This window comes from Chitinimonas prasina (assembly GCF_030160395.1).
Taxonomy (GTDB): Bacteria; Pseudomonadota; Gammaproteobacteria; order Burkholderiales; family Chitinimonadaceae; genus Chitinimonas; species Chitinimonas prasina.
Map to the genome: position 1 here is coordinate 49308 of NZ_BSOG01000003.1, position 24073 is coordinate 73380.

The window sequence follows — 24073 nt, forward strand, 5'->3', positions numbered from 1 at the left end:
TGATTGGCGTAAACTAAGGGCTTGATTTCAAGGCGGATTATCGTGAGCAAGAAAGTCTTCATCAAAACCTTCGGCTGCCAGATGAACGAGTACGACTCGGACAAGATGGTGGATGTGCTCAATGCGTCGGAGGGTCTGACCAAGACCGATAATCCCGAGGAGGCCGATGTCATCCTGTTCAACACCTGCTCGGTGCGCGAAAAGGCACAGGAAAAGGTGTTTTCCGACCTGGGCAGGGTGCGCGAACTCAAGCTGCAGAATCCCAATCTGCTGATAGGCGTGGGCGGTTGTGTTGCCTCGCAGGAGGGTGAGGCCATCGTCAAGCGGGCGCCCTTCGTGGATCTGGTATTCGGCCCCCAAACCCTGCACCGCTTGCCCGAGCTGATTGCCCAGCGGCGCGCCAGTGGTACTTCCCAGGTGGATATCTCATTCCCCGAGATCGAGAAGTTCGACCATTTACCGCCGGCGCGGGTTGAGGGCGGTACCGCCTTTGTCTCCATCATGGAAGGCTGTTCCAAGTTCTGTTCCTTCTGCGTGGTGCCATACACCCGTGGCCAGGAAGTCAGCCGGCCGTTCGAGGATGTGCTGGTCGAGGTGGCGGGTCTGGCGCAGCAAGGCGTCAAGGAAGTCACCCTGCTGGGGCAGAACGTCAATGCCTACCTGGGCAAGATGGAAGACGGCGAGATCGCCGACTTTGCGTTGCTGCTGGAATATGTGCACGAGATACCCGGTATCGAGCGCATTCGCTATACCACCAGCCACCCCAAGGAAATGACCCAGCGGCTGATCGATTGCTACCGCAACCTGCCCAAGCTGGTATCGCATCTGCACCTGCCGGTGCAGGCTGGGTCTGATCGGGTACTGGTGAACATGAAGCGCGGCTACACCACCCTGGAATTCAAGGCCATCGTGCGCAAGTTGCGCGAGGCACGTCCCGATATCTGCCTGTCGTCCGACTTTATCGTCGGCTTCCCCGGCGAGACGGATGAGGACTTCGAGCGCACCATGAAGCTGATTGAGGATGTCCGTTTTGACGCCAGCTTCAGCTTTATCTACAGCCGCCGCCCTGGTACGCCGGCTGCCGATCTGCCAGATGACGTGAGCCATGAGGACAAGGTCAAGCGCCTGATGCGGCTGCAGGCCCGTATCGAGGCGTTCGCCCAGGAAGAGAACCGCCGCATGGTGGGCACGGTGCAGCGCGTGCTGGTAGAGGGCCACGCCCGCAAGGATGCCAGTGAGCTGGCGGGCCGCACCGACAATAACCGCATCGTCAACTTCGCCGGCCATTCCCGCCTGATCAATCAGTTCACCGAGGTGCTGATCACCGAGGCCATGCCGCACAGCCTGCGTGGCGAGATCGTAACGCGCGAGACCGTCAGCGCATGATGCCTACCGCAGAGATCTGCAACGAGGCGCCGGTGCAGATTGTGCCGGTGGCCGATCTACCCGAGGGCGTAGAGGCACTCTGCGTGTTGGGCGAGGCCGAGGGCTTCCGCTTTCTGCGCCGCCTGATCGATGACTGGCGCTGTGGCGATAACCGTTTCGACCAGGAGGGCGAGGCCTTTCTGGCTGTCTGGATGGCGGACCGGCTGGTGGGGGTGGCGGGGATCAACCGCGACTGCGATGACGATACGCTCGGGCGGGTGCGGCGGGTGTATGTGCATCCCGAGGCCCGTAGCCACGGCGTGGGCCATGCCCTGATCGGCGCCATCGAACAGCACGCCCGCCAGCATTTCAAGCGCCTGGTGCTGTATACCAATGCCGAGCCGGCCATGCATTTCTACGAAAGCATGGGTTATCGCCGTATCATTGGCCATCCGCAACGCAGCCATGAGAAACGCCTCACGCCATGAGCACCCGTCACGCTACCCGTGAAATCAGTTTTGAACCTGTAGACAACGGCCGACTGGCCAATCTGTGTGGTGCCCTCGATGAAAACTTGCGCCAGATAGAAAACGGCCTGGAAGTCGATATCGCCCGCCGTGGCGAGCATTTCAGTATCTCCGGCCGGGTGGCGCAGACCAAGCTGGCAACCGAGTTGCTGGAGCGCTTCTATGCCATATCGCGCCGGCCCATCGATGTCGAAGAGATACAGCTGGGCTTGATCGAGGTGGCGCATCCGACAGACGCCCTGGTGGCTGGTGAAGATGGCATGCCGGTGCTGCTGACCAAGCGCGCCGATCTACGTGGCCGTACGCCCAGGCAGAATCACTACCTCAAGGCCATACAGGAACACGATATTACTTTCGGTATCGGCCCTGCCGGTACCGGCAAGACCTATCTGGCCGTTGCCAGTGCAGTCGATGCGCTGGAGCGTGACCTGGTCAAGCGGCTGGTACTGGTACGGCCGGCGGTGGAAGCCGGTGAGCGGCTGGGGTTCCTGCCGGGCGACCTGGTGCAGAAGGTCGATCCCTATCTGCGCCCGCTTTACGACGCGCTCTACGACCTGATGGGGTTTGACAAGGTCACCAAGCTGTTCGAGCGCGGCATCATCGAGGTAGCGCCGCTGGCCTTTATGCGTGGCCGTACACTCAATCACGCCTTCATCATCCTGGACGAGGCGCAAAACACCACGCCCGAGCAGATGAAGATGTTTTTGACTCGTATCGGCTTTGGTTCCAAGGCCGTGGTCACCGGCGACGTAACGCAGATCGATTTGCAGCGCCACCAGAAGTCCGGCCTGATCGACGCCCAGCACGTGCTGCAGAATGTGCGCGGCATTGCCCTGCATTATTTCAAGAGCGACGATGTGGTGCGGCACCCATTGGTGCAAAAGATAGTCGATGCCTATGAAAAGCGCGATCGCGCCAAGGAAAAGAACGATGAGTAAGCCAGAAGTCTATGCTGTCGATGCCGATGGCAAGCAAAAGCGGGTCAAGGCCGAGGCGTTGCGCATAGTGCTGGCCGACGGCAGCGAGCTGCAGGTGCTGCTCGATGAGCAGGACGGACTGCTGATCGGCACGCCGGCCGAGGATCATGCGCCGGCGCGGCTGGTGCTGCGTCCGGGGGCGGCCAATGCCGTGCGTATCGAAGTTGAGCGCGACCCGGTTGACCTGTCGGTGCTGGGTGCGGACCGCGAGGGCTCGCTGGACCTGGCAGTGCAGTATGGTGTGCGCCCCAAGGGCACGCCCGGCAAGAAGCTGCTGCGCCTCTGGGCTGCCGCCGCGCTGGAGGCGGGCCTCGATGCCTCGCTGACCCTGCGGGTGGTGGACGAAGCCGAAGGCCGTGCGCTGAACCGCGACTATCGCAGCAAGGACTATGCGACCAATGTGCTGAGCTTTGCCTTCAATGAAGGCGAAGCCATGCCGGGCATGGATGACATCATGATGGGCGACCTGGTGCTGTGCGCACCGGTGGTAGAACGCGAGGCGCTGGAGCAGGGCAAGACCCTGGAGGCGCACTGGGCCCACCTGGTGGTGCATGGCGTGCTGCATCTGCAGGGCTACGACCATATGGACGAGGTGGAGGCCGAGGCCATGGAGGCCCTGGAAACCGCCATCCTGCAAAGCCTGGGCTATCCCGATCCCTATCTGAGCGAGAAGGGTGCGCCGGACGAGGCGTGAGGGCGAGGCTGAGGTGGCCTCGCTTGCCGTCGTGATCCGCACGCTTTGCCCGTATACGGTGGTGTACGAGCCGGCCTTACGTTTGCTGGCGGATCGGCTCCCTGTCTTGTGCTGCTTCCATGGCGTTGATTGTTCCGCCTGGGAAGAAGCACTGGACTGGGTGATGATAGAGACAGGCCGTGATGTCGAATTGTTCGCACTCACCTCCAGCCACCCGGGTGAGGACGAAAACGAGGTGTTGGACTTTGCACGTGCCTGCAGTACGCATGGCACGACCGAGTTGCTATGCATGACACTGCCTGAGAGCGTGGCGATATGATAGTCGGCCTGCACCACGTTGCCATTATCGTGACCGATCTGGCAGCGGCGCGGCGTTTCTATTGCGAGGTGCTGGGTGGCCGGGAGATGGCGGCGCATTACCGTGCAGCGCGTGAATCCTGGAAGGTGGATGTGCAGTTGCCCGATGGCGCTCAGCTGGAGTTATTCACTTTTCCGGCAGCCCCGCCCCGCGCCAGCCAGCCGGAGGCGCAAGGCTTGCGCCACCTGGCATTGCGGGTGACGGCAATGGCGCCCCTGCTGCAACGGCTGGCACAGTACGGAATACCCTGCGAACCGCTGCGGGTGGATGAATACACGGGTGCCCGCTACACCTTTTGCCGCGATCCCGACGGCTTGCCTATCGAATTCTACGAAGCCGTAATGTAAGAACGCAGCCGGCAGAGCCGGCTATAATCCCCCCATTGTCATTTTTCCTATTGCCTCATGGACTTACCCTCTAGTCGATCGCCCAAGCCGAATAACGACCATAAACCCAACTGGCTGGAGCGCCTGACCGCCTTCCTCCTGCGTGAGCCGGAAGACCGGCAGGAACTGGTGGAGCTGCTGCATTCGGCGTTCGAACGCCATCTGCTCGATGCCGACGCACTCGAGATGATAGAGGGCGTGCTGCAGGTAGGTGACCTGCAGGTGCGCGATGTGATGGTGCCCCGCTCGCAGATGGATGCGATCGATATCGCCACCCCGCCCGAGGATTTCATACCCTACGTCATCGATACGGCCCACTCGCGGTTCCCGGTGTACGAGGGCAGCAAGGACAATATCGTCGGCATACTGCTGGCCAAGGATCTGCTGCGCTACTACGTGAGCCAGCAGTTTGCCTTGCGGCCCATGCTGCGGCCGGCCGTGTTCATACCCGAATCCAAGCGTCTCAATGTGCTGCTCAAGGAGTTCCGCGCCAATCGTAACCACATGGCCATTGTGGTGGACGAGTATGGTGGCGTGGCGGGCCTGGTGACCATAGAGGACGTGGTCGAGCAGATCGTTGGCGATATCGAAGACGAGTACGATTTCGATGAGACCGAGGACAATATCCGCCCGGACAAACAGGGGCGCTGGCGGGTCAAGGCGACTACCCTGGTGGGTGACCTCAATATCGCCTTGGGCAGTGCTTACCAGCCCGATGGCATCGACACCGTCGGTGGCCTGGTGGTGACCGAGTTTGGCCGGGTGCCCAAGCGGGGCGACGCCATCAGTATCGAGGGCTATCACTTCCGTGTGATACGTGCCGACAGCCGCCGCGTTTATTCCTTGCTGGTCGAGCGCGAAGCCGCCTCGGACGAGACGTGAGCCGCCTCACTACCGCCGCCCGGCTGCTTGGCCGGGCGCTGCCGCCTGCCCTGATAGGTGGCATTGCTGTGTTCGGCTTTGCGCCTTTCTCGTTCTGGCCCTTGCTGCCTTTGTCGCTGGCCCTGCTGTTTGGCCTGATCGACGTTGCGCCCACGCCCAGGCGAGCGGCCTATATAGGCTGGGCCTGGGGTCTGGGGTATTTTACCGGCACCATACATTGGATCTTCATCAGCCTGCATACCTATGGCGGCATGCCCGCTCCGCTGGCGGCACTGGCGGTCTTGCTGTTGGCAGCCTTCCTGGCCTTGTATCCCGCCCTGACGGCCTGGGCTGGCAAGCGTCTGGCCGGGCAATCCCGCGCCGCCCTGCTGTTGTGCCTGCTGCCGGCCCTGTGGCTGCTGGCCGAATGGCTGCGCGGCTGGGTGTTCACCGGCTTTCCCTGGGCGGCCGTTGGTTACAGCCAGATACCCGATGGCCCGCTGGCAGGCTACGCCCCCTTGATTGGTATCTATGGCGTCAGCGGCCTGATTGCCCTGGTGGGCGGCATTGCCGCCTGGTTGATGGGTAGGCGCTTTGATCGAGTCGATGGTCTGGCGCTGGCCGGGGTGCTGTTGCTGGGCGGCCTGGGCTATGGCCTCAAGCAGGTAGCCTGGACCGAGCCTAGTGGCAAGCCGCTCAAGGTGGCGCTGCTGCAAGGTGCTATTCCGCAGAACCGCAAATGGGGCGCCGAGGATCTGGCCTACAACCTCGACACCTATTACCAGCTTGTCGGCAAGGCCAAGGCCGATCTGATCGTGATGCCGGAAACCGCCTTTCCTATCTTTCTGCACGATATGGACGGCTATTTCCCGGAGGTGCTGGATGGCATGTTGGCCCATGTGGCGTCCCAGCAGGCGGCCTTGATAGGCGGCGTACCGCGGCTGGATGTGCGCAGCCAGCGCTACTACAACGGCGCCGTGTTGCTGAGCGACCCGGAGCGGCCTGCCAACTACAAGGCCCATCTGGTACCGTTTGGCGAATATGTACCCATGCGGCCGCTGCTGGCCTGGGTCTACGACAATCTGTTGAACATGCCACTGGCCGATTTCAGTTCGGGCGGCCCGCAGCAGGCACCGCTTAAGGTGCGCGACCAGCGGATAGCCGCGCATATCTGCTACGAAGACGTATTTGGCGAGGAATTGCTGCCCAATGCTCGCCAGGCCACCATCCTGCTGAATCTCTCCAATCTGGCCTGGTTCGATGGCTCGGTGGCGCTGGCCCAGCATGGGCAGATATCGCAGGCGCGGGCGCTGGAGACAGGGCGGCCGATGTTGCGGGCCACCAATAGCGGCACCACGGCGGCCATTACGCCAGATGGCCACTACCAAGCTCGGTTGCCCGAGCGGATCGAGGGTACGCTCTACGCCATGGTGCAGGGCATGCAGGGCAACACGCCTTACCTGCTGTGGGGCAATACGGCGGCATTGCTGCTGGCGGCGCTGGGGCTGGGCATGGGCTGGTGGTGGCGCCGGCGTGAAGCGCAAAGACCTTAAGCAGGCTCTTGCTTCGGTGATGGAGGGACGGACTAGCACCAGGGGTTTCCCTGGCGCTAGCCGTCTGCCCGGTTGGCATCGCCGCGCGGGTGTCTCGCTCTGCCCTAGCGGGAGTACTTGTTGATGGCGGCCTGTATTTCGTTGATGGCGGCTTCGATGTCGGCCTCGGTGACTTCCTTGTTTTCCTTCAAGGCCTTGTCGGATGCCAGGGTATTGAGCCGTGTGGTCACTTCGCCATCGGACAGCTTCTTGGTCGACAGGCTGTCGGCCGTGGCGTGGTCATCCTCTTCGTGCCAGTTGATGGCAACACCGGTCAGGTTGTCTCCATGTATGCCGCCACGGGCCTCGGCCCGGTCCAGCAACTGGGGCAGGGCGTAGAGCACCGGGTAGCCGGTCATCATCTGCTCCAGCTCGCCCTGGGTGACGCAGCCCCACAGGCCGTCGGTGCAAAGCAGCACGGTGTCGCCGTCGACCAGTGGCACCTTGCCTCCGATCTCCACCTCGGGCGGGAACATCGAGCCCAGGCAGTTGTAGATCTTGTTCTTCTCCGGGTGGCGTTCGGCTTCCTCGGCCGTGATACGGCCCATGTCCACCATCTGCTGTACCTTGGAGTGATCGCGCGTGCGGGCGGCGACCTGGCTGTTGCGTATCAGGTATAGGCGGGAGTCACCCACATGGGCCCAGTACAGCATGCCATCCTGGATGATGGCGGCCACCACGGTGGTGCGGGGCGTCTCCAGCAGGCTGTGGTTGGCAGCATAGTTGAAGATGGCGTCATGGCACTTCATGCAGCCATCTGCAATGAACTGGTGTGGGTTCTGGATGGTGGGCTTGGCTTTCTTCTGGAACAGCTCGGCCATCAGTTCGACCGTGATCTGCGCTGCCACTTCGCCATGCAAATGACCGCCCATGCCGTCGGCTACCACCATCAGCAGCGAATCGCGGCTGTAGGAATAGCACATGCGGTCCTGGTTGTACTGGCGCGCCCCCCGGCGGGTTTCCTGGAATATCGTGAATTTCATTTTTGTTCTCCTTTGCTGCTGCCTAGGCGGGTCAACCGCGCCAGGTTGCCTTTCAGGCCGGCCAGCAGGCCCTTGCCTGGTTTTGGTTGCGGCTCACTGGCCGTTTCAACCAAGGCTTTTTGTACGTCGCGTACGCTTTGCGGACGGGCCAACGGGTCCAGTTCCAGGCACCAGTCAACCAGTTCCAACAAGCTGGCCGAATAACGGCCAGCCCACATTTTCTTGACCGACTGGTATTTGTCTTCCTTGGCCCGCTGGTCGGCCGCCTGCGGCGCCAGTCCGCTCATGCAGGCAAATATGCTGGCCCCCACGCTATAGATGTCACTCCAGGGCCCCAGCTTCTCGCGATCGGCATATTGCTCGGGCGAGGCAAATCCTGGGGTGTACATGGGAGTGAACTTGCTCAGCGCCGACTGGTTCAGTGCCTCGCGGGCAGAACCGAAGTCCAGCAGCACCGGGCTGCCGTCGCGCCGTATGTAGATGTTCGCCGGCTTGATATCGAGGTGCAGCATCTTGTGCAGGTGCACCTCGCGCAAGCCGTTGAGCAGGTGGGCGAAGACGTAGAGGATCATGTTTTCCTTCACGCCGCCTTCGGTCAGCTGGATTTCCTTCTGCAGCGTCCTGCCCCGCTCGTATTCCATGACCATGTACACGGTCTCGTTGGCGCGGAAGAAATTCACCACCTTGACGATATTGGGGTGGCGTATCTGCGCCAGGGTCTTGCCTTCCTCGAAAAAGCACTTCATGCCGTGCCGGAACAGCGCCAGGTTGTCGGCCGAGGTGGCCATCACCCGCTCCCCCTCGCTGCGCAGGGCGAGCGCGTTGGGCAGGTATTCCTTGATGGCCACCGGCTGGTCGGTATCGTCGTGCGCGAGATAGACGATAGAGAACCCGCCAGCCGACAATTGCTTGACGATGGTGTAATTGAGCAGCTGGTAGCCGCGCGCTAGCGGGAAGTTACTGGGTGGTGGCATCGATAGGCGTCTTGGCGCGTGTGGTAAGATTGGCGGCCTGTTTTTTGGGCCGGTGCCCGCCATATTGCCAGTACGGCAATGAAATGACATGTGAGTTGTTGTGTCAATTGTGGTTTTGGGCCGTCACAATGTCAAAGCGCATTGCAGCTTAGCCTGCTTTGTCCTGCATCAAACCGTCTTATCCATAGCATTCCGGAGACCCCATGATACTGAGCATGACTGGCTACGCCGTCGCTACCCGAGAGTTGGCCGGTGGCCTGTTGAGCGTGGAATTGCGGGCGGTGAACCACCGTTTTCTCGACCTCAACCTGCGCCTGCCTGAAGAGCTGCGGCTGATCGAGAACCAGTTGCGGGAGAAGCTGGCCGGCAAGGTGTCGCGTGGCAAGCTGGATTGCCGCGTCGGTTTCTCGGCCCGCGCCGAGACCCAGCCGCGGCTGCAACTGAATACCGGGCTGCTGGCGCAATTGGTGGCGCTATCGCAACAGGCACGTGATATCGCCCCCCAGGCAGGTGACCTGAAGATGGGTGAGCTGCTGCGTTGGCCTGGTGTGCTGGCAACCGATTCGGTGACGCCGGAGGCCATGCAGCAGACCGCGCTGGAGCTGCTGGATATCGCGCTGGCCGATTTCGCCGCCACCCGTGGCCGCGAAGGCGCCAAGCTGGCGGATTCCATGCTGGAGCGCATTGCCAAGATCGAGGCCATCGTCACCGAGGTGCAGCCACGCCTGCCTACCATCGTGGCCGCCTATGATGAGAAGTTGAAGCTGCGGCTGGTCGAGGCACTGGGTAGTGCCGACGATGACCGGGTGCGCCAGGAAGTGGCCTTGTTCGCCCAGAAGATTGACGTGGCGGAAGAGCTGACCCGCCTCAGTACCCATATCGTTGAGCTGCGCCGCATCCTCAAGACCGGTGGGGCGGTCGGCAAGCGCCTGGACTTCCTGATGCAGGAACTGCATCGCGAGGCCAATACCCTGGGCTCCAAGTCGGTGGCGGTAGAGACCTCGCAGGCCTCGCTGGAGTTGAAGGTGCTGATCGAGCAGATGCGGGAGCAGGTGCAGAATATTGAATGATGGCCAGGCGGTTTGGGTGATGGCGATCGCGGCAGGCCCGGGCGGAGCCCAGGCTTGGATTGAAAGTGGCAGCGGCTGGGCCATCATCACTATTCCCCTGATCTAGCCCATTCCCCCCCCGCCCCCTGCCGCCGCAGGGGGAGCCTCGCTGGCGCTCGTGGGCGTCATCTGGGTTGAATGGGGTGGGTGATGGCGATCGTGGCAGGCCTGGGCAGAGCCCAGGCTTGGATCGAAAGTGGCAGCGGCTGGGCCATCATCACTATTCCCCTGATTTAGCCCATCCCCCCGCCCCCTGCTGCCGCAGGGGAGAGGCTTGAACCTGGCATTTTGCCTGGGTGGAACCTGCGCGTGACGCGAGGCGGTTGGGGGCTATACTGCCCACTGTGCATGCGGGCGAGGGGTGGTTTGTGTTACGCTGGCGCGAGGCCGTTTGAATCAATGAGATAGTGCTATGAGCAAAGGCAAGCTTTTCGTCGTGGCTGGGCCTTCGGGTGCCGGCAAGGCCACCTTGGTGCGGGGGCTGTTGGCCGCAGATGCCAGGGTGCAACTGTCTGTTTCCTTTACCAGCCGCGCGCCGCGCGATGGTGAGCAGGATGGTCGCGACTACCATTTCGTCAGCCGCGAGGAGTTTCTCGCCATGGTAAGCCGTGGCGAGTTTCTGGAGCATGCCGAGGTCCATGGCAATCTCTATGGCACATCGCAGAAGTGGATTACCGACGCGATGGCGGCGGGCCAGGACATTCTGCTGGAGATAGACGTGCAGGGCGCCCAGCAGGTGCGCAAGATTTTTGGCGACGAGATAGGCATCTTTATTCTGCCGCCCAGCGCCGAGGTGCTGGAGCAGCGCTTGCGCAATCGGGGCACCGATAGCGAAGACGCCATTGTTCGCCGCCTGGCCAACGCCCGCGAAGAGATCGCCCGCCTGGCCGAGTTTGATTATGTGATCGTCAACGAGCATATCGATCAGGCCGTGCGTGACATCATCGGTATCGTCCGCGCTGAGCGCTGCAAGGTGGCAGCCCAGAGCGAACGGCACCAGTCCCTTATTGCCAGCCTGCAGGGCTGAGCATCACAGAACCCGTGCCGGCCGCCATGCCGGCCGTTTTACCGGAGTAAATGACCATGGCCCGTATTACCGTAGAAGACTGCCTCGACCGTATCCCCAACCGTTTCGACCTGACCCTGACGGCCGCCTACCGCGCTCGCCAGTTGGCCAATGGCTCCACGCCGCTGGTCGATCAGGTGGGTCGCGACAAACCCACCGTGCTGGCCCTGCGTGAGCTGGCTGCGGGCAAGATCGGTATCGAGATACTGCACCGGGCGCGTAGCTAAGCGCTGCAGGGCAGGACAAAAGCGGGCTATGCCCGCTTTTTGTCCCTCTAGCTACCCTACATCATGCTGATAGCCGAAGACATCCCTGTCCCCGAGGAGTACGCCGCACTGGTGGCGAGGGATGCGAACGTTCTGTTCGCCAAGGTATCGGGCTATCTGAAGCCCGAGGATCTGCCGTTGCTGCGCACGGCTTTCCTGTTCAGCGCCGAGTGCCACAAGACCCAGTTCCGCAAGAGCGGCGAGCCCTATATCACCCACCCGTTGGCGGTGGCCGATATCCTGGCCGATCATCACCTGGATGCGCAGGCGCTGATGGCCGCCTTCCTGCATGACACCATGGAGGATACCGGGGTTACCAAGCTGGAGCTGACCGATCGCTTCGGCAAGCCTATCGCCGAGCTGGTGGATGGCTTGTCCAAGCTGGAAAAGCTGGAGTTCCAGAGCAAGGAAGAGGCGCAGGCGGAGAACTTCCGCAAGATGCTGATGGCCATGGCCCGCGATGTACGGGTCATTCTGGTGAAGCTGGCTGACCGCTTGCACAATATGCGCACGCTGGATGCCATGCGCGAGGACAAGCAAAAGCGGATTGCCGCCGAGACGCTGGAAATCTACGCCCCCATCGCCAACCGCATCGGCCTGCATGCCATCTATCAGGAGCTGGAGGACTGGAGTTTCCGCTACCTGCACCCCATGCGCTACGAGGTGCTGGGCAAGGCATTGAAGGCGGCGCGGGGCAATCGGCGCGAGGTGGTGAACAAGATACAGGACGCCATCAAGCAAAAATTGGAAGACGCCAGGATAGAGGCCACCGTGTATGGCCGCGAAAAGCACCTGGCCAGCATCTATCGCAAGATGCAGGAGAAGCACCTGAGCTTCTCCGAGGTGCTGGATATCTACGGCTTCCGTGTCATTGTCCGCGATGTTTCGACCTGCTACCTGGTGCTGGGGGCCCTGCACGGCCTCTACAAGCCCCGCCCTGGTACGTTCAAGGACTATATCGCCATCCCCAAGCCCAATGGCTACCAGAGCCTGCATACGGCGCTGTCCGGCCCCTATGGCACGCCCATCGAGGTGCAGATACGCACCCACGACATGCACAAGGTGGCGCAGGCCGGCGTGGCGTCGCACTGGATGTACAAATCCGGCGACGACGGCGTTAGCGATGTGCAGCAGAAAACCCACCAGTGGCTGCAAAGCCTGCTGGAGATCCAATCCATGTCGGGGGATTCGGTTGAATTCCTCGAGCATATCAAGGTCGATCTGTTCCCTGGCGAGGTGTATGTCTTTACCCCCAAGGGCAAGATACTGACCCTGCCGCAAGGGTCCACGGCGGTGGATTTTGCCTATGCGGTGCACTCCGACATTGGCAATCGCTGCATTGCCGCCCGCATCAACTACGACCTGATGCCCCTGCGCACCGCCATCAAGACCGGCGACCAGGTAGAGATCATTACGGCCACCACGGCCCGGCCCAATCCCAACTGGCTCAACTTTGTGGTGACGGGCAAGGCGCGCTCGCATATCCGGCATTTCCTCAAGACCATGCGTTATGAGGAATCGGTGCAGCTGGGTGAGCGCATGCTGAGCCAGGCCGCCCGGGCCTTGATGAACCAGAGCGTGGAGTTGCCACCTGAGTCCTGGGAGCGCTACCTCAAGGAAAACGCTCCGTCACGGCGTGACGAGATACTGTCCGACATCGGCCTGGGCAAGCGTATTGGCGTGGTGGTGGCGCAGCGACTCTTGACGCTGGCTGGCTTGCTGACCGAAGGCGAGGCCAAGAGTGGGCCTATCCTGATACGCGGTACCGAGGGGGTGGCAGTGCAGTTCTCCCGCTGCTGCAATCCCATACCGGGCGACCCTATCATCGGCTTGATCAAGCAGGGGCAGGGGCTGGTCATTCATACCCATGACTGCCCACAGGTCGTGGGCAGGCATGGCAAGGTGGACCCGGAGAAGATGCTGGAGGTGGAGTGGGATGTTCCCGCCGGCAAGCTGTTTGATGTGCAGATCAAGATACTGGCCATGCACGAGCGTGGGGTGCTGGCGCAGATTGCCGCCGCCATCTCGGAGGCGGCGGCCAATATCGAGAATGTGCGCATGGACAGTGATCACGAGGGCGATCGTTACACCGAGATCAGCTTTACCGTACAGGTGGAAAACCGCCAGCACCTGGCCAGAGTGATGCAGACCCTGCGCCAGTTGGAGAGCGTGGTGCGGATACACAGGCTGAAGTCTTAGCGCCTGTTCAAGGTCTTTTCGCCTCGCGCCGGCACGCTGGCGAAAAGATATCGAACAGGTGCTTAGCCATCCTGACGATGGGCCGGGCAATGCTAGAATCAAGGCCTTGACCGGCTCTGCGCACCCCTTACCGTGATTACCATCACCCTCAACGGCGAAACCCGCCAGTTCGATCCTGATCTCAATCTGGCCCAGTTGGTGGACAGGCTGGGCCATACGGGGCACCGTATTGCCATTGAGCGCAACGGCGAAATCGTGCCCAAGCGCCTGCATGGTGAGACGCTGCTGCTGGCCGGCGACAGGCTGGAGATCGTGGTGGCAGTAGGGGGCGGCTGAGTGCATCGGCCGCTGCGGTTTGCCACCATAGACCTGGAACACCACCTGGCCGACTGCCTGGCAGCCCGGCGCGATACCTTTATCAGAAGCATGGCTGGGCCCTCTGCGCCCAGTCTGGCAAAGACCCCAGGGTGCGCCTGATGGAGTGCCTGCTCCCGGCTGCCCTATACGTACGGATAACCAAGCCCATGCAAGATGCTCCATTCCAGATTGCCGACCGCGTCTATGGCTCCCGCCTGCTGGTGGGTACCGGCAAGTACAAGGACTTCACCGAGACCCGCGCGGCCATTGATGCCTCGGGCGCGGAGATCGTGACCGTCGCCATCCGTCGGGTCAATATCGGCCAGGATGCCCAGGCGCCCAGCCTGCTCGATTACCTGCCACCCAGCCAGTTCACCTACCTGCCCAATACGGCCGGCTGCTACAGCGCCGACGATGCAGTACGTACCCTGCGGCTGGCCCGCGAGCTGCTGGATGGACATAAGCTGGTGAAGCTGGAAGTGCTGGGCGACGCCCACAGCCTCTACCCCAATGTGGTGGAGACCTTGCGTGCGGCCGAAACCCTGGTGAAGGATGGCTTTGATGTGATGGTCTACACCTCGGACGATCCCATCATCGCCAAGCAGCTGGAGGAGATAGGCTGTTGCGCCATCATGCCGCTGGCCAGCCTGATAGGCTCGGGCATGGGCATACTGAACCCCTGGAACCTCAAGCTGATCATCGAGCAGGCGCGTGTGCCGGTGATCGTCGATGCCGGCGTGGGCACGGCATCGGATGCCGCCATCGCCATGGAACTGGGTTGCGACGGCGTGCTGATGAACACCGCCATTGCGGCGGCACAGCAACCGGTACTGATGGCCAGCGCCATGCGCAAGGGCGTGGAAGCCGGCCGCGAGGCCTTCCTGGCGGGGCGCATGCCGCGCAAGCTGTACTCGGCCAGCCCCAGCTCGCCCACCACCGGCATGATAGGCTGAGGCGAGCTTGAGTCAGGTTGCTGCACTACCTGCACCGGGCGGTTTCGCCCGGTTTTGCCGCGAGTTCTGGTGGTTTGGCCTGAAAGAGGCGCGGGCCTGCATATTTGCCGGCTCGTTCTTTGTGGTGCTGGCCCTGTCCACCAAGCTGCCGCTGGGGCCATTGCCGCGTTACGACTTCATCTTGCTGGCGGCGTTGCTGATTCAGGGCTTGCTGATCGCTACCCGGCTGGAGAGCTGGGATGAGGTCAAGACCATCAGCCTGTTCCATCTGCTGGGCTTTGCACTGGAGGTGTTCAAGACGCATCCGGCCATAGGCTCGTGGCATTACCCGGAGTTCGCCTACAGCAAGGTGCTGGGTGTGCCGCTCTATAGTGGCTTCATGTACGCCGCTGTGGCCAGCTATATGGCGCAGGCCTGGCGCATCATGGACTTGCGGCTGACGGGTTACCCCAGCTACTGGCTTAGCCTGCCCCTATGTGGCGCCATCTATCTGAACTTTTTTACCCATCACTTCCTGCCCGATCTGCGCTGGCTCCTGATTGGCGCCACCGTGCTGGTCTTTGCGCGCACCCGGGTGTACTTCCATCCGCTGGCAACACCGCGCTGGATGCCCATGCCGATTGCCTTTGTGCTGATCGGTTTCTTCGTCTGGCTGGCCGAGAACATCGCCACGTTTTTTCGGGCCTGGCAGTACCCAGAGCAAGCCGCCGGCTGGACGCTGGTGCACTGGGGTAAAATCAGTTCTTGGGGGCTGCTGGTGATACTGAGCTTTATTGTCATTGCCGACCTCAAACACTTGAAGGCCAGGCGCGCAAAGAGCGGCTAACAAAACCCTTCTGGCGTTGTTGTGCGAACTTGCCGTACCCACTTACTGTCAGCTGCGCGCGCCTAGCCAGAAACGCTACGCTGGGTTTTGCTAGCTGCTTTAACAAGCGGCCAGCCCCAGAACACTCGTTCCAACCTGATTTCGCAGTAGAAAGGCCCCATCTTGGACAATCCGCATCATCGCCATATCCGCAGTTTCGTACTGCGCCAGGGGCATTTCTCCGAGGCGCAGACACGCGCCATGGAAGAGGGCATGCCGCAATGGGGGGTGGAGTACCGGCATGAACTGCTGGATCTGACCCAGACCTTTGGCAGGGAGGCGCCCAAGGTGCTGGAAATCGGTTTTGGCATGGGCGGTGCAACGGCGGAAATCGCCCAGACGCGGCCCGATACCGATTTCCTGGGCATCGAGGTGCATGGCCCTGGGGTGGGCAATATGCTCAAGCTGATCAGCGAAAAGCAGCTGAGCAATATTCGCGTGGTACGGCATGACGCTGTCGAGGTAGTGGAGCACATGCTGCCTCTGGAGAGCCTGGATGGCTTCCATCTGTATTTCCCCGACCCATGGCCCAAGAAGCGGCAGCAGAAGCGCCGGCTGGTGCAGCCCGAGTTCCTGGATCGCATAGTCAGCCGGCTCAAGCCGGGCGCCTATGTGCATATGGCGACGGACTGGGAGGACTACGCCGTACAGATGCTGGACGTGCTGAGCGCTCATCCGGCCTTGCGCAATACGGCAGAAGGCTATGCGCCAAGGCCGGAATGGCGTCCGCTGACCAAGTTCGAGCAGCGTGGCCTGAACCTGGGTCATGGGGTGTGGGATCTGATGTTCGTGAAGCGCTAGCTCCCCCTGGCGGGTGAGGATGGCGTGGGGTGTGGCGCTATGCATGGCGCCTTATTGACGGAGCACGCAACCTTGTCTGCCAGAAATGCCTTGATCATCACCAGCCTGCTGTCCCTGGTGGCCTGCCAAGGTGCGGAGGCACCCACGGCGGCCGTGCCTGTGCCGGTGGCTCCTATACAAGCCACCCCTATGCCGGTCGCCCCTATGCAGGCGGCACCTATGCAGGTCGCCCCAAAACTACAGGCGGTGACGGTGGCGCGTGGGCTGGAGCATCCATGGGGCCTGGCCTTCTTGCCCGATGGCCGCATGCTGGTGAGCGAGCGGCCAGGCAGGCTGCGCCTGGTGGCCAGGGATGGCGCCGTATCGGCACCGCTGAAAGGCGTGCCAGCCGTGTTTGCCAGCGGCCAGGGCGGTCTGCTTGATGTGGTGCTGCATCCGGCCTTTGCCACCAATCAATGGGTTTACCTTGTCTACGCCGAGCCCGACCCCCAGCAGGCCAATCTGGCCGGCACCGCCGTGGCGCGCGGCAAGCTGGTGGGGGAGCAACTGCTGGGTGTGCAGGTACTGTTCCGCCAGCAGCCCAAGGTGGCTGGCGGCAATCATTTTGGCGCACGCCTGGCCTTTGCACACGACGGGCGTTTCTTCCTGGCCATGGGCGAGCGCTTTCAACGTGATCGCGCCCAGAACCCCATGGAGCATCTGGGCAAGGTGGTACGGTTGCATGACGACGGCCGCGTGCCGGCGGATAATCCCTTTGTCGGCCGGCCGGGCTATCAGCCTGAGTTATGGTCGCTGGGCCACCGCAATGTGCAGGGGGCGGCCATCCACCCGCAAACCGGCCAGTTATGGACGGCCGAGCACGGTGCCCAGGGGGGCGATGAGATCAATACCCCCAAGGCGGGGCGCAACTACGGTTGGCCCGTCATCACCTATGGCCGCAACTATGGCGGCGGCAAGATAGGCGAGGGGATGGCCAAGGAAGGCATGGAGCAGCCGCAGTATTACTGGGATCCGTCCATTGCGCCTTCCGGCATGGCCTTCTATACCGGCAACCGCTATCCAGGCTGGCGCGGCAGCTTGCTGGTGGGCGCCTTGCGCGGCCAGCATGTGGCACGGCTCAGCCTGGACGGCGAGCGGGTGGTGGCCGAGGAGAAGCTGCTGATGGATCTGGGGCGGCGGGTGCGGGACGTAAGGCAGGGGCCCGACGGTTGGGTCTATCTGCTGACCGATGCCGCCGATGGCGAGGTGCTGCGGCTGGAGCTGCAGTGATACAGGCCGGTGCCGATGGCGCCGGCCTCTGGGGGATCAGCAGCCTATGCTGGTGATGGTGCTGCCGCGGAAGCCCTTCGCTGCCTGATTCAACTGGGTCTTGGCCGAGCTGGGGACCTGCTTGAGCAGCAGGGTGTTGCTGACAGGTGCGCCTTCGCGGCGTTCGCGCAGCATTGCGGTACGCACCCCCTGCTGGCGCAGGCTGTCCAGCCGGCGTTCAGCGGCTTCCTTGGTCGAGAACAGGCCCAGCGATACGGCGTTCAGGTAGCGCTTGTCGTCGTTGATGATGAAGAAATCGGTCACGCCCAGCGTCTTCAGTTCGTCGGCTTTCTTTTGCGCGTCGGCAGTGGTGCCGCGTGGCGGTATCAGTACCCAGTAACGCACAGGACCTTCGCCGCCACTGCTTTCCAGCTTGGTCTCGCCTCCCAGCTTGAGGGCGGCCACGCTCTTTCTGACATTGGGCAGGTCTTCGGTGAGTATGCCTCGCCAGGCAAAGCAGGCCTTGCCTCCAGCAGCGACTTCGGCGGCCACGGGCGCCTGCGCCTCGAGGGTATCGGAGCCCGCCACCGGACTGTCGGCTGCTGGCCCGGCCGCGGCGTCTACCGGTGGGGTTGCGCTGGGGCTGGCGGGCAGGACTTCGGCGATGCGCAACTTGGCGGCATTGACTTCGCGGTTACGCCAGTCGAGCGGCGGCTGCGGCTCTGCCAGCCGGGTATAGCCGAAGAACAGCAGATTGGCGAGCAGTAACAGGAAGAACAGCCATTTCATGGGACAGGATTCCAGTTGGGCGAGGCATCGCTGGCCAACTTGGCCAGGCCGCGCAGGACCAGATTATCAACGGCAGACAGGCGTGTTGCCAGCATTGGCGTCAACAAGGGCGCCAACAGGCTGGCATCGCCCCCCGAAAGCCACACCTGGGCGCCATGGCCGGTGTGCTGTTCCAGCCGGCCGTGCATCTGCATGATGGCGCCAGTCAGGGCCAGCAGCGCGCCATTGACGATGGCTTCGCCGGTGGCTTGGGGAAAATCCACCGTACTGCCATCGGGCAGGCCCAGGTCGGCTGTGCCTTGTGCCAGGGACTGGCGCATCAGCCGGTAGCCGGGCACGATCAGTCCGCCCAGGAATACCCCTTCCGCCGTCAGGGCGTCCACCGTCATGGCGGTGCCTGCCATGACCACGATGGCATCGCTGGCGCCCAGGCTACGGGCGCCCAGCATGGCCGCCCAGCGGTCCGCCCCCAGCTGGGCTGGTTCGCGGTAGCGATTGCTGAGGCCGGCCCGACTTGCGGTGGGTTTCAGCCAGTTGATGGGCGACGCAAGGCAGGCGGCCAGTTGCTCGGCGATGGCCGGCCCGGCCACATTGCAGCCCAGTATGTGGCTGACCGCAGGGTGATAGGCCAAGGCCAATGGCAGTTGCGCCAGCTGATCGTATGCCAGGCTGCCCTCAACCAGGTAGTTCAAGGGGGCGTGGGGCGCCAGCAGCGCCCATTTCAGCCGGCTGTTGCCGGCATCAAGCAACAGCACCGGGCCGCTCATGCCGCCCCCCGCAGGCTAATTTCGCCGGCATGGACGCGGCGCTCGCCCTCGGCGGTGGCAAAGCGCAGGGCGCCATCGGGGGCTACGCCCAGCGCCGTGCCAGCGACGCTGTCGCCATTGGGCAGCAGCAGGCGGGCCGGTGCCCCCTGCATGGCGTGGCGGGCCTCCCATTGCGGCAGCAAGGGCAGAAAACCACCCTGTTCGAACTGGGGCAGCAGTACAGCCAGTTCGGCTAGCAGGGCTGCCAGCAGGCGGTTGCGGTCGCCGCCATAGCCCAGCATGGCCAGCGATTCGGCGGCCTGTTCGACACTGCCCCTTACCGTATCGGACAGCCGCAGGTTGAGCCCTATGCCTATCACTACCGTGGATGGGCCGTGTGCCTCCCCGGCCAGTTCGATCAAGATGCCACCCAGTTTGGCGCCTTGCTCGGTCACGATATCGTTGGGCCACTTGAGCCGTGCGGCGCTGAGGCCCAGCCCTTCCAGTGCACGGGCAACGGCCAGGCCCACGGCCAGGCTAAGGCCGGACAGGTCGGCCACGCCCAGGTTGAAGCGCCATAGCAGCGAGAACATCAGGGCGTCACCTAGCTCGCCCTGCCAGCGTCGACCACGCCGCCCGCGCCCGGCTGTCTGGTGCTCGGCGGCAAATACCAGACCGGCCGGCGCACCTTGGCCGGCTTGCTGCATCAGGGCGGTGTTAGTGGAGTCGATCTCATCGAACAATCGCAGATCGAAATAGCGCGCCTGGGTGCCCAGATGCTCCGCCACCTTGCGCTCATCCAGCCAGTCTATGGGCTTGTCCAGCCGGTAGCCACGGCTTTTGGCCGTATGCACGGTGACACCTAAGTCGGCCACCGATTTCAGCGCCAGTGAAATGCTGGCGCGCGAGACGCCCAATGCTTCGGCCAACTCGGGGCCGGGGCGGAACTGATCGGCGGACAACAGGCGTAGCAGCGGGTAGGGGTTCATTGCGGTGCGGGGCGGGTCAATCGGGCATATACCACGGTACAACAGAATACCCAGACACTGAGGAAGGTCTCAACCAGGGCCAGGTATTGCATGGTGCCGCGGTCACCCCAACTGCGCATTACCCCTTCGATAAACCAGGCCAGGACATACATGCTCAGCCACTGGTAGGTGTAGCGCTTGCCCCGCAGCACGCCCGGCAGGGGGAGCAGCAGGGGCAGGGCCTTGATCCACAGCAGCGAGCCTGGGCGTAGCGGCGCCAGCCAGGCCTCCCACACGATGCACAGGATGAACAGGGCCAGCATGCCGGCCAGGGTGCCATTACGGCTCAGGCGTATCCAGGGATTCATAGCGGTCTCGCCAGTTTGAGGCTGGCCTCGGCCAAGCGTTTGCCCAGTGCCATGGCCAAGGCCTTCTCGTGTTCATCCACCGCGCGGCGGCCGTCGTGGCCGGCCACATGGCTGGCGCCGTAGGGGGTGCCGCCGCCCTGAGTCAGGGTCAGGCCGGGTTCGCTGTAGGGCAGGCCCAGCACCGTCATGCCATGGTGCAGCAAGGGCAGCATCATGGTCAGCAGGGTGGCCTCATTGCCACCGTGGGGGCTGCTGGTGGAGGTGAATACACAGGCAGGTTTGCCGGCCAGCGTACCCGCCAGCCAGTCGGCACTGGTGCCATCGAGAAAATACTTGAGCGGCGCAGCCATATTGCCAAAACGGGTAGGGCTGCCCAGCGCCAAGCCCTGGCATTCCTGCAGGTCGCTCAGCTCCACATAGGGTGCGCCGCTGTCGGGAATGGCGGGGGCGGTGGCCTCGGCCACGCTGGAGACGGCGGGCACGGTACGCAGTCTGGCATGGCAACCTGGTACCGATTCGATGCCGCGGGCGATTAGTTGCGCCAGTTGCCGGGTGGCGCCGTGGCGCGAGTAATAGAGAACCAGGATGTCGGCCATGTACGCAAGGGTGGAGTCAGCAAAAGCGGGATTATAGGCCTTTGCCGCGCCGCGTATTTCGTGGATAGTCGCGGCATTCCCCGTAAAGCCTCACTGACCGATGTTGAGACTGTCCGACTATCGCCGTAATGTCATCAGCAAGCTGCCTGCGCCGCTGGATTTTGCGCTGTTCGTATTCCGCCGCCTGCGTGATGACCGCTGCCTGGAGGCGGCCGGTAGCCTTACCTTTACCACCATGCTGGCCTTGGTGCCCTTCCTGACCATCGCCCTGATGGTGGTGTCGGCCTTTCCTATGGCAGACAGCCTGACTCAGGAGGTCAAGCTGTTCCTGATCAAGAACCTGGTACCGGATTCGGCCGGCAAGGTGATCTCGGTCTACATGCGGCAGTTCACCGAAAACACCGGCAAGCTCACCTTGGTGGGTATGGCCACCCTGGCGCTGACAGCATTGGCCATGATGGCCACCATGGACCGCACCTTCAACCGTATCTGGCGGATACGGCGCTCGCGCCCCTGGATGGTCAAGACCCTGACCTATTGGGGAGTGCTGACGCTGGGGCCCCTGCTGCTGGGCATAGGCCTGACCATGACCGACTGGGTGGCGGACAAGGCTGGCAGCGGTGCGCTGACCGCCATACTGAACGGCAGCGGTTTTCTGATGGCGCTGGCCGGCTTTGGCTTGCTCTACCGGGTGGTGCCCAATTGCCCGGTGCCACCCAGCCACGCCTGGATAGCCGCCCTGTTCACCACGGTGGCGCTGGGGCTGATGAAGGGGCTGTTCGGGCTGTATGTGCGCAATTTCGCCTCCTACAAGCTGGTGTACGGCGCCTTTGCCAGCCTGCCTATCTTCCTGCTGTGGCTGTATTTGATCTGGGTCATTGTGCTGGCCGGTGCCGTATTGAGCGCCTGTCTGTCTTACTGGCATGGCGAAGCCTGGCGTCGACGGGCGCATCCGGGCCAGCGCCTCTATGACGCGGTGCGCCTGCTGTTGAAGCTTGACGATGCCCGTCGCGACGGCGTGACCCTGCAGCTGGGCCAACTGCGCCGCTCGCTCTCGCTTGGCCAGGATGAGCTGCATGAATTGCTGGAAAGGCTGGCCGAAAAAGGCTGGACTCAGGCCACCCGCAGTGGCGGCTGGCTGCTGGCGGTGGCGTTGGAGCGTATCAATCTGCAGGCGCTCTATCACCTGCTGGTAACCCGGCCGGTGGCGCCGCCCCGCGCGGTGGATGGCCTGCATGACATGCTGGCTGAGCGATTTGGCCAGGTCGATGACTCGCTGGATATCTCGCTGGCCGAGATGGCGCGGCAACTGCGGCGGGAGGCCGCGCCGGAAGACTAGCGTCTGGCCACTTCCGGTAGCCTCTCAGGCAATCTATAACGGATTCGGACTAGTGCGCTGCCCCTGGACTGGGGGCATATTCAAACAACTCGTAGCCTACCGCCTGCTCGTTGAGCCGTACGGCGCGTATCAGTTGCTCGCCTTCATCGGTGTAGATCACCAGCTCGCGCATGGGCGAGAAGGTGCCACGCGGGGCGATGACCAGCGGCGGCTGTTTGAGTGCGGGCACTTCGGGCAGCAGGACGCAGGGCTGAAAGGTGGCGCCGGCATGGGTGATGCTGGGGCGCTGCATGGCCGGCTCGCCCTTGGGGGCCAGCACCTGTATGCCGACCTCCAGCGATTCGCCTTCCTCCACTGTCTGCAACCAGCGCACGCAACCTAGCATCCAGTCATCGCCGGGGGCGCCACGCAGACCGACGATATCGCCCACCCGGTAGGTGCAGTTCTGCGGGGCAGGCTGCAGCTTGAGGGCATAGCCGCCGGGGCTTTCGTTGATGACCAGCCAGCTGTCGGCCGGGCCATAGTTGGCGCCGGAGACACTGACCGGTCCCTGCTCGTCCACTACGCTGTCATCCAGCACCACAGGCTGTAGCAGCGGCTGGGCGCCATTGAGGTAGAAGGCCGTCATGCGCAGGCCGCCCACCATATTGACGCGACTGTTGGCGCGTATGCGCTGGAACACCCGCTTTGGGGCGATGCTCCACTGCCGGGTGACGCGCCGCAGCAGGTCTATCCAGGCCTGGGCCTTGGGCCGGTCGCTAGCGCCGGGCAGTTTCTGCTCCACCGCATGCAGGGCCTTGTGCAGCAGCTTGGCCATCTCCATGGTGTCGAGCAGGATGGCATTACTGGCCTCCACATCCATTGGGCGCTGCCCGAGGAAAGCCGGGGGCTGGTCTACATCCATGCGTACCAGGAAGAACCCGGCAGGATTGGGGGTGTTGCCCAGTGGCTGGAACTGGGCGGCTGCGCCGTAGCTCTTGATCAGCTCTTGTATCTTGTCGTGCTCCACCGGGTGGTAACGGTAGGGGTCGGACAAGGCTAGCAGCAGGATCTGCTTGTAATATCCGCCTATGGTCTTGGTCGGGTGCTCGGCACCTTCTGGCTGGTCTATCAGCTTGTGCTGTATGGCGTAGCGGAACAGGCTGTGCACTTCCTGCCAGACGCCAGTAGGAATGGGGCTATAGCTCTTGCAGCAGACCCACATCAGCTTGTAGTAGGTGATCAGCAGCTTGCGTATTACATCGGGGATGTGTTTTTGGCCCAGGCTGAAGCGGGCGCCAAGTCGGCCCAGCAGGATGATCTTGTAGCCATTGGCCAGCTCCAGCTGCAGGTTGCGCGCCAGCGCGGCGGTTTGCTTGAATTTTTCCTTGGCGGGCACGGTGGCCGAGGTATAGGCGTCTTCCAGCGGCGCATCCAGCAAGTCAGACGCCAGCTGGTAGTGCTCCATCAGCTTGAGTCGGGTGTCGTCGTCCAGCTTGATGCGGTTGAGCGTGGTCAAGGCATCAAAGATGGCCCGGGTGGTCTCCATCAGGTTGGCGGGCGGCAGCGAGACCAGCCAGGCTTTGACGGCCTTGGGATTGGTCTCGACGCTGATGGAGTAACCGGTAATCGGTTCCGGTACATTGAGAGCGAGCGACATGTGTTTCCACGAACAGTTGCTGTTGTTTTATATAGGCGATATTCGCT

Annotated in this window: 26 protein-coding genes; 18 read left to right on the forward strand and 8 right to left on the reverse strand. The window is 62.6% G+C overall.

The annotated features are described in order from the left end of the window. Positions 1–42: 42 nt before the first annotated feature. From miaB to lnt, 8 genes are read left to right on the forward strand one after another with little or no spacing between them, the layout of a single operon-like run. Positions 43–1386 carry a tRNA (N6-isopentenyl adenosine(37)-C2)-methylthiotransferase MiaB gene (gene miaB / locus QQK16_RS13305; RefSeq protein ID WP_284196970.1) on the forward strand — a complete coding sequence of 448 codons (1344 nt, stop codon included), beginning with the start codon at positions 43–45 and terminating at the stop codon, positions 1384–1386. Next, positions 1383–1853, forward strand: coding sequence for a GNAT family N-acetyltransferase (locus tag QQK16_RS13310; RefSeq protein ID WP_284196971.1), 471 nt, complete (start codon positions 1383–1385; stop codon positions 1851–1853). The genes miaB and QQK16_RS13310 overlap by 4 nt, the downstream gene beginning before the upstream one ends. After that, positions 1850–2830, forward strand: a complete 981-nt coding sequence (locus tag QQK16_RS13315) for a PhoH family protein (protein WP_284196972.1) — start codon at positions 1850–1852, stop codon at positions 2828–2830. The genes QQK16_RS13310 and QQK16_RS13315 overlap by 4 nt, the downstream gene beginning before the upstream one ends. Further along, complete coding sequence (ybeY, locus tag QQK16_RS21325; protein ID WP_284196973.1) at positions 2823–3563, forward strand: rRNA maturation RNase YbeY; 741 nt, start codon at positions 2823–2825, stop codon at positions 3561–3563. Before QQK16_RS13315 ends, ybeY begins: the two co-directional genes overlap by 8 nt. 13 nt (positions 3564–3576) lie before the next feature. Next, complete coding sequence (locus QQK16_RS13325; protein WP_284196974.1) at positions 3577–3882, forward strand: hypothetical protein; 306 nt, start codon at positions 3577–3579, stop codon at positions 3880–3882. Then, positions 3879–4268 carry an SMU1112c/YaeR family gloxylase I-like metalloprotein gene (gloA2, locus tag QQK16_RS13330; RefSeq protein WP_284196975.1) on the forward strand — a complete coding sequence of 130 codons (390 nt, stop codon included), beginning with the start codon at positions 3879–3881 and terminating at the stop codon, positions 4266–4268. Before QQK16_RS13325 ends, gloA2 begins: the two co-directional genes overlap by 4 nt. 57 nt (positions 4269–4325) lie before the next feature. After that, positions 4326–5189, forward strand: a complete 864-nt coding sequence (locus tag QQK16_RS13335; RefSeq protein ID WP_284196976.1) for an HlyC/CorC family transporter — start codon at positions 4326–4328, stop codon at positions 5187–5189. Continuing rightward, entirely contained in the window at positions 5186–6721 is a 1536-nt protein-coding gene (gene lnt / locus QQK16_RS13340; protein ID WP_284196977.1) for an apolipoprotein N-acyltransferase, read from the forward strand. Before QQK16_RS13335 ends, lnt begins: the two co-directional genes overlap by 4 nt. 104 nt (positions 6722–6825) lie before the next feature. Here lnt and QQK16_RS13345 read toward each other — a convergent pair whose 3' ends face one another. Further along, positions 6826–7743, reverse strand: coding sequence for a PP2C family protein-serine/threonine phosphatase (locus tag QQK16_RS13345; RefSeq protein WP_284196978.1), 918 nt, complete (start codon positions 7741–7743; stop codon positions 6826–6828). Next, positions 7740–8717: a serine/threonine protein kinase gene (locus QQK16_RS13350; RefSeq protein WP_284196979.1), complete on the reverse strand. Its 978-nt coding sequence runs from the start codon at positions 8715–8717 to the stop codon at positions 7740–7742. The genes QQK16_RS13345 and QQK16_RS13350 overlap by 4 nt, the downstream gene beginning before the upstream one ends. Before the next feature lie 203 nt (positions 8718–8920). On the opposite strand from QQK16_RS13350, the gene QQK16_RS13355 reads away from it, so the two are divergent. The 9 genes from QQK16_RS13355 (at position 8921) to QQK16_RS13395 (ending at position 17602) form a co-directional block, all read left to right on the forward strand. After that, on the forward strand, positions 8921–9787 hold the full coding sequence (locus tag QQK16_RS13355) for a YicC/YloC family endoribonuclease (RefSeq protein ID WP_284196980.1): 867 nt from the start codon (positions 8921–8923) through the stop codon (positions 9785–9787). A 451-nt stretch (positions 9788–10238) separates the two neighbouring features. Further along, a complete protein-coding gene (gmk, locus tag QQK16_RS13360) occupies positions 10239–10853 on the forward strand; it encodes a guanylate kinase (protein WP_284196981.1) in 615 nt (204 codons plus the stop codon). Positions 10854–10909: 56 nt separating this feature from the next. Next, positions 10910–11119: a DNA-directed RNA polymerase subunit omega gene (gene rpoZ, locus QQK16_RS13365; RefSeq protein ID WP_284196982.1), complete on the forward strand. Its 210-nt coding sequence runs from the start codon at positions 10910–10912 to the stop codon at positions 11117–11119. A 63-nt stretch (positions 11120–11182) separates the two neighbouring features. Beyond that, complete coding sequence (locus tag QQK16_RS13370; protein ID WP_284196983.1) at positions 11183–13357, forward strand: RelA/SpoT family protein; 2175 nt, start codon at positions 11183–11185, stop codon at positions 13355–13357. A gap of 132 nt (positions 13358–13489) precedes the next feature. Next, positions 13490–13693: a sulfur carrier protein ThiS gene (thiS, locus tag QQK16_RS13375; protein WP_308447032.1), complete on the forward strand. Its 204-nt coding sequence runs from the start codon at positions 13490–13492 to the stop codon at positions 13691–13693. Between the two features lie 188 nt (positions 13694–13881). Next, the gene (locus tag QQK16_RS13380; protein ID WP_284196984.1) at positions 13882–14667 is read left to right on the forward strand and encodes a thiazole synthase; all 786 of its coding nucleotides are present in this window, start codon (positions 13882–13884) and stop codon (positions 14665–14667) included. A gap of 7 nt (positions 14668–14674) precedes the next feature. Continuing rightward, positions 14675–15493, forward strand: a complete 819-nt coding sequence (locus QQK16_RS13385; RefSeq protein WP_284196985.1) for a DUF817 domain-containing protein — start codon at positions 14675–14677, stop codon at positions 15491–15493. A gap of 162 nt (positions 15494–15655) precedes the next feature. Next, positions 15656–16333 (forward strand): tRNA (guanosine(46)-N7)-methyltransferase TrmB, encoded by a 678-nt coding sequence (trmB, locus tag QQK16_RS13390; RefSeq protein WP_284196986.1) that lies wholly within the window; start codon positions 15656–15658, stop codon positions 16331–16333. A gap of 72 nt (positions 16334–16405) precedes the next feature. Further along, the gene (locus tag QQK16_RS13395) at positions 16406–17602 is read left to right on the forward strand and encodes a PQQ-dependent sugar dehydrogenase (protein ID WP_308447033.1); all 1197 of its coding nucleotides are present in this window, start codon (positions 16406–16408) and stop codon (positions 17600–17602) included. 36 nt (positions 17603–17638) lie between these two features. On the opposite strand, the gene QQK16_RS13400 is transcribed toward QQK16_RS13395, so the two are convergent. From QQK16_RS13400 to wrbA, 5 genes are read right to left on the reverse strand one after another with little or no spacing between them, the layout of a single operon-like run. Next, positions 17639–18370 (reverse strand): SPOR domain-containing protein, encoded by a 732-nt coding sequence (locus QQK16_RS13400; RefSeq protein WP_284196987.1) that lies wholly within the window; start codon positions 18368–18370, stop codon positions 17639–17641. Beyond that, a complete protein-coding gene (locus QQK16_RS13405; protein ID WP_284196988.1) occupies positions 18367–19137 on the reverse strand; it encodes a type III pantothenate kinase in 771 nt (256 codons plus the stop codon). Before QQK16_RS13405 ends, QQK16_RS13400 begins: the two co-directional genes overlap by 4 nt. After that, positions 19134–20105 carry a biotin--[acetyl-CoA-carboxylase] ligase gene (locus tag QQK16_RS13410; protein WP_284196989.1) on the reverse strand — a complete coding sequence of 324 codons (972 nt, stop codon included), beginning with the start codon at positions 20103–20105 and terminating at the stop codon, positions 19134–19136. Before QQK16_RS13410 ends, QQK16_RS13405 begins: the two co-directional genes overlap by 4 nt. Then, positions 20102–20452: a DUF2069 domain-containing protein gene (locus QQK16_RS13415; protein WP_284196990.1), complete on the reverse strand. Its 351-nt coding sequence runs from the start codon at positions 20450–20452 to the stop codon at positions 20102–20104. The genes QQK16_RS13410 and QQK16_RS13415 overlap by 4 nt, the downstream gene beginning before the upstream one ends. Further along, positions 20449–21048 carry an NAD(P)H:quinone oxidoreductase gene (gene wrbA, locus QQK16_RS13420; protein ID WP_284196991.1) on the reverse strand — a complete coding sequence of 200 codons (600 nt, stop codon included), beginning with the start codon at positions 21046–21048 and terminating at the stop codon, positions 20449–20451. Before wrbA ends, QQK16_RS13415 begins: the two co-directional genes overlap by 4 nt. Positions 21049–21148: 100 nt before the next feature. Between wrbA and QQK16_RS13425 the strand changes: the two genes are divergently transcribed. Beyond that, positions 21149–22387, forward strand: coding sequence for a YihY family inner membrane protein (locus tag QQK16_RS13425; protein WP_284196992.1), 1239 nt, complete (start codon positions 21149–21151; stop codon positions 22385–22387). 49 nt (positions 22388–22436) lie between these two features. Here QQK16_RS13425 and QQK16_RS13430 read toward each other — a convergent pair whose 3' ends face one another. Further along, positions 22437–24026, reverse strand: coding sequence for a hypothetical protein (locus QQK16_RS13430; protein ID WP_284196993.1), 1590 nt, complete (start codon positions 24024–24026; stop codon positions 22437–22439). Between the last annotated feature and the right edge of the window lie 47 nt (positions 24027–24073).